The sequence below is a fragment of the Synergistaceae bacterium genome, assembly GCA_017540085.1.
Taxonomy (GTDB): Bacteria; Synergistota; Synergistia; order Synergistales; family Aminobacteriaceae; genus JAFUXM01.
This window is the reverse complement of the sequence record JAFYBQ010000015.1, coordinates 1-4556: the sequence shown is the minus strand read 5'-3', so window position 1 is coordinate 4556 and position 4556 is coordinate 1. Positions and strand designations below refer to the sequence as shown.

Here is a 4556-nt window from a genome sequence, read left to right as displayed (position 1 = left end):
TTTCAAGGAACGTATACGAATTAAAGGGGCAAATCAATTCTGGAATATACCTGATATAGAGTTTGCAAACGCTAAACTGTTAAATCTGCCTGATGGATACTATCTAGCAATAACAACATACCAGAATAAGGGAGGTGAGACGAAGAAATATAAGCCGGAAATCGGCATAGATATGGGCATTAAGACGACAATAACGACATCTGAGGGGAAAAAATATAAAGTGCTGATTGGAGAAAGTGAACGAATAAAGAAATGCCAGCGGTTAATAGCTCGGCGGAAGAAGAGTTCAAGCAATTGCGCGGGCGCACCCGTTCCGGGGTCGGACAAAGCCCGAAAATTGTTACACAGTGCATATCAAAGATTAACGAGCTGCAAAAAAGATGTTGCAAATAAAATTGTGCATGAGCTTTTAGAGCATGAGCATGTATATATGCAGAATGAAAATCTTAAAGGTTGGCATAAAGGCTTGTTCGGAAGGACAGTGCAACACTCAGTATTAGGACAAGTGAAAGCGAAACTGATAAGGAATGAGCGAGTAACAGTCTTGTCCTCAGGAGAGCCGACCACGAAATATTGTCCAGTATGCGGAAAACTCAAGAAGGACATAACGTTAGCCGACAGGGTATATGAATGCCCATGCGGATATAGAGAAGACCGAGATGTACATGCGGCACGAAATATGATATTGCTTGCGAAAAAACATACCTGTGGGACGCAGGAAACTTTTAACCCCGCCTTTGGAGAGGACGTACTGCGTTCCTACGGCAAGACGGAGACAGAAATGTTGCAACGCTGACCTCGTAGAATTAGGAAGCCCCCGTAACCGTAAGGGGGGGTAGTTCACCATTAAGCGCAGGAGGTTGATATGAGATGAGGAAATTTATAGCGGCCATGATGATATTATCGCTGAATGTTTCGGGGGCTTACGCTTTCGGTTGGGACGACGTGAGCAACTTCGCCACAGGGCTGTGGAATGATACAGCAGAGTATTTCGCGGGATGGTTCTCGGATGACAGCACTACGCAGGGGGATAATCTCCCGGAAAACATCGCAGGAAAATGGGACAGGCTCTCGGACAATCTCGGCGAGGCTCTATCACTCAGAGACAAACAGGAAACTTTGCCCGATTCGTCATGGTTCGGGGAAGACAAAATCAGCAACGGCAAGAAGATTGATGAGCTTCTCGACAGGGCTTTGGTGATACTCTCTGACGGCGAGACTGGTAACGCTAGGGCGGACGCTCTCAGGCTTAGGGCGAGAATTACTGACCTTCGCAGGGAGCTTGATACCCTCCGCAACAATCGCATAAACGCCCCCGATAAAAGCTATCTGTTCTGGCGCGACACTAAATCAAAGATTGACGCGAAAATTTCTCAGGCGGAAAAGGAAATTTCTCAGGCTGAGACTGACATGGAAGGGATTAATTCACGCGTCGCAGATGAGCTTTCTCACATAGGCATAACATTAACACCCGAACAAGCCGACATCCTCATTAACTCAGCTACAGGAGATGACATCATTCACAACACCGTCATTTTCGAGAACGTCAAAGCCGTAGTAACAAAACTTGAGGAACTCTCTCAGCAGGATAGCAATACTCAGGACATCACAAAACGTTACGCAGGTATGTATCTCGTACTCAATGACATTCTCATTCTCACGCAGGAACAGTTAGCAGGGAAAATTGATACCGAGTACAGGCCGAAACTTACCGCCATAATCAATGAGGCTGAAACTCTCAGAAAGGACGCTATCACTAAAAGTAACAGCAAACTATATACGTCTTCACAGCGCAAAGCGTTCGCTCTCAATGCAAAGTCTAACGATAATACTATTCAGGCCGCAAAACTCTACGCAAAATTTCTCGCCGCTCAGAGAAATACACTCATCAACAGCGTAAAATCTCTCAGGCTTAACCGCGATTTAGCAGAGAATACTTACAGGACGGTGCGGAGTTCCGGCGAATTGCAGGGGCTTATTCATTCCGGGCTGAGTACTCTTGACGCGGTTATGAAACTGTCCATGCCGGAGCTGAAAATATTTCAGGGTAATTCACTGCGGACAGAATTTGACGAAATCAATAGACGGCTCAAGAGTGAGTGAACTCCGGGACAAGCCGCTTCAGGATGATTAATGCCTCGTCAGGATAACGCAATGCGTATTCGAGAAGAGTATCAATATCTTCATCATTGGCGGGGCTTCCTGTCTTTATTTTGCTGACAAATATTTTAGGGTGAAGAGTTCCCGCGACGCTGTTCTCATCGTAGAATAATTCCTCGTACAACTTTTCTCCCGGCCTTATCCCAGTATACACTATCTGTATATCCCTTCCAGGCTCGTACCCGCATAAACGTATCAGCAATTCCGCCATCTCTCGGATTATTACTGGCTCGCCCATGTCCAGCACAAACAATTCCCCCCCGTGTCCCAATGCCCCCGCCTGTATCACTAGGCTCACAGCTTCAGGGATTAGCATAAAATATCGCTTCATGTCAGGATGTGTTACAGTAACAGGCCCCCCGCACGCTATTTGTTCCTCAAACTTCGGGATTACACTCCCGCGACTGCCCAAGACATTCCCGAAACGCACCGCCATGTATTTCGTCTCAGGATAATTCCCCTGCTCTCGCTCCAATATCTTCTCCGCCAATCGCTTTGTCGCTCCCATTATGCTTGAAGGGTTCACAGCTTTGTCCGTCGAAATCATTACCATTCGGGACGCACTATATTTCCCGGCACATCGGGCTATCGTCCGCGTTCCGAGACAGTTCACCCGCATTGCCTCTCGCGGAGAATACTCCATCAGCGGAACATGCTTATGCGCCGCCGCATGAAACACTACATCAGGACGGTGATGCGTGAATATATACTCCATCGCTACAGCGTCGGCTACGTCCGCTATTACTGGGTATACAGGGATATTCGTATTCAGGCGCGATAGTTCCTCCGTCAAAAGATATATAGACTGCTCCCCGTGTCCTAACGCTAATATTTCGGACGGCGAATTATGCAGCACTTGTCGCACTATCTCACTGCCTATTGAGCCTCCCGCTCCCGTAATAAGTACTCGCTTACCCTTCACGTAATTCAACGACGCTTCTATGTCTATCTTCACTGGCTCACGCCCTAAGAGGTCTTCAAGTCTCACACGCCGCAATCCTGAGACCGATATTTTCCCTCCGGCTAACTCTCTCAGGCTCGGCAATGTTCGCACCTTCACACCTAGAGGAGCTAATATCCCGTATATCTCACGGCGTTTTCGGCCTGACACTGAAGGGATTGCGATTAACACTACCTGAATGCTCATGTCCTGCACTATCGCTCTAAGGTCGGACGTTGTCCCTAACACTTTCACGCCTGAGACTTGACGGCCTGTCTTCGCCTCGTCGTCGTCAACAAATCCCGCAGGGTATAGCTCCGTGTCGTTGTGCAGAAGTTCACGCGCTAAGGACGCTCCTGCCTCGCCAGCTCCAACTATCAGCGCAGGCACCTTCTCTGACTTCGGCACTAATCGCAGTGATTTCGCCATCAGCCACGACGAACGAAATCCTCCGCATAAGAATAATCCCGCAAGAAATGTTACAGCGAATGACGTTTTAGGGAATATTGCTATCTTCAACAAGGCATTTATTACGAGGAATAGGAAAAATCCCGCAAAGTATGACCATATAAAACGGATATAATCCTCCGCACCAGCATGTGGCCAGATTATGAGGTATTGTCCCGAAAATGTGTGTGTGCCTACGCAAAATAACGGTAGCAACGTCATCACATATAGCCAATCATTTACGTAGCGAGGGATGATTATTCCCAGCCTCAGAGCATAGCCCAAGTATACCGAGAACGCTAACAGCACATAATCAGCTATCGCCGCAAAGGATTTTCGCCGCAGTATTCCGTGAAGATATGAGCGCATGACTTAGAGGATTAATTTCTTCCCTGAACGGTTATTTATTCGGTCTAACTCCGTCAATACTCCCGCAGGTGCCGTCTCTATATGCGGCTGGCTCTGCTTCTGCCCGGCTTCCTTTATCCGCTTCTGCAACTCCTCCATTGAACGGCGGATTTCAGGTACGTCGCCCTTTATCCATAACATGAGATTTTCGGCGGCCGCTTTCAGGGCTTCCTCTTCCGGCATGGCCTTTATCAGTCCAAGCTCAAGAAGTATCCTGTTCTCATCTCGGATTGCGTCTAATGCGTCGGCCTCCGTGAATAGTCCACGGCGGTATAACATCCTGAACATCACATTAAAGCGCGATTTCTGGCTCTCCATGTCTACAGCTAAATCTTCCACACGGGATACTAGTATTCCGAGTAACTCATCTAACGTTACCTGCATAGGCATAATTATGCCTCCTTTCTTGTCAAAAAAATTGCGCCGGATACCCCTTGCTTTCGCTATGGGGAGGAAGCGCATTGTTGTAACGCCCAAGGGCGTGCGGGCTTTATATCTGCTAACATGAAACAGACCTCCGCCCGCTAGAGTAATAATCCTTCGCCAATGTTATCCTGCGGTTTTGTATGCTTGCAACACTGTCCCTACCCCTCAGAACTGT

4 protein-coding genes are annotated in these 4556 nt (G+C 47.8%); 2 read left to right on the top strand and 2 right to left on the bottom strand.

Translation table 11 applies throughout. The features are described from left to right. Both IKQ95_02990 and IKQ95_02985 read left to right on the top strand, forming a co-directional pair. Window positions 1-796: transposase (locus IKQ95_02990; GenBank protein MBR4195660.1), on the top strand; the 796-nt coding region annotated here is incomplete at its 5' end. Window positions 797-870: 74 nt separating this feature from the next. Beyond that, the gene (locus IKQ95_02985; GenBank protein ID MBR4195659.1) at window positions 871-2103 is read left to right on the top strand and encodes a hypothetical protein; all 1233 of its coding nucleotides are present in this window, start codon (window positions 871-873) and stop codon (window positions 2101-2103) included. Here the strand turns inward: IKQ95_02985 and IKQ95_02980 are convergent. Beyond that, the gene (locus tag IKQ95_02980) at window positions 2090-3916 is read right to left on the bottom strand and encodes a polysaccharide biosynthesis protein (protein MBR4195658.1); all 1827 of its coding nucleotides are present in this window, start codon (window positions 3914-3916) and stop codon (window positions 2090-2092) included. The two genes, IKQ95_02985 and IKQ95_02980, sit on opposite strands and share 14 nt — an antisense overlap. A gap of 3 nt (window positions 3917-3919) precedes the next feature. Then, window positions 3920-4345, bottom strand: coding sequence for a hypothetical protein (locus tag IKQ95_02975; GenBank protein MBR4195657.1), 426 nt, complete (start codon window positions 4343-4345; stop codon window positions 3920-3922). Window positions 4346-4556: the final 211 nt, after the last annotated feature.

Excerpts from the sequence above, each read along its gene's own strand:
- IKQ95_02980 (MBR4195658.1), bottom strand. The coding sequence starts at position 3,916 with ATGCGCTCATATCTTCACGGAATACTGCGGCGAAAATCCTTTGCGGCG.
- IKQ95_02975 (MBR4195657.1), bottom strand. The coding sequence starts at position 4,345 with ATGCCTATGCAGGTAACGTTAGATGAGTTACTCGGAATACTAGTATCC.
- IKQ95_02985 (MBR4195659.1), top strand. The coding sequence starts at position 871 with ATGAGGAAATTTATAGCGGCCATGATGATATTATCGCTGAATGTTTCG.